Raw genomic sequence first — 661 nt, 5'->3', positions numbered from 1 at the left:
AACGCTGTACTGGTTTTTGTTAATCCACTATAAAAGGTCTTTTCTAAAATATGCAGATATTCGAATATCGAATTTGCCTTATGATTACGGTTTTCTGTCTTATCTGCCTTAAAACGCCGGTATTCCGTTTGAACCAAATTATATTTGCCGAAACACTCAAAAATCTCCCTTACCTGCCCGACAGACATCAAGCCTTCGTTGTTGTAGCTGAGAAAAATATATTGAAAGTCCGCATCCCTAATCAAAGCCTCAAATACCGGAACCACATCCGATTTTGAGCAAGTCCGCGCTAAAACACATCGTACAGCGCAAAACCGGATGGGAATGGCAAAATCCGGAAACAAACATTTTTCAAAGCATACAAACAAAAAAATACCAACCGGAGGTTGGTATTCCTTAACTTTTGGCGCGGCGGACGGGGCTCGAACCCGCGACCCCCGGCGTGACAGGCCGGTACTCTAACCAACTGAGCTACCACCGCGCATCCATTGTTTGCAACAATGAAAGAAAACTTGGTGGGTGATGACGGAGTCGAACCGCCGACATTCTGCTTGTAAGGCAGACGCTCTACCAACTGAGCTAATCACCCGTGTATAAAAAATACCGACAGAGTCAGCATTTTGAAACTTGGCGCGGCGGACGGGGCTCGAACCCGCGACCC

General features: G+C 46.3%; 1 protein-coding gene and 2 tRNA genes. All 3 read right to left on the bottom strand.

The features are described from left to right. Positions 1-266 (bottom strand): hypothetical protein (locus HMPREF2959_RS10685; RefSeq protein WP_210398726.1); only part of this gene is annotated, 266 nt, incomplete at its 3' end. A 138-nt stretch (positions 267-404) separates the two neighbouring features. Continuing rightward, positions 405-481: transfer RNA gene (locus HMPREF2959_RS03030), tRNA-Asp, on the bottom strand. A 32-nt stretch (positions 482-513) separates the two neighbouring features. Further along, positions 514-589: transfer RNA gene (locus HMPREF2959_RS03025), tRNA-Val, on the bottom strand. Positions 590-661 lie beyond the last annotated feature (72 nt).

The sequence above is a fragment of the Neisseria sp. HMSC070F02 genome (genome assembly GCF_001814225.1).
GTDB classification, from domain to species: domain Bacteria; phylum Pseudomonadota; class Gammaproteobacteria; order Burkholderiales; family Neisseriaceae; genus Neisseria; species Neisseria meningitidis.
This window is presented reverse-complemented; position numbering and strand designations above follow the sequence as displayed.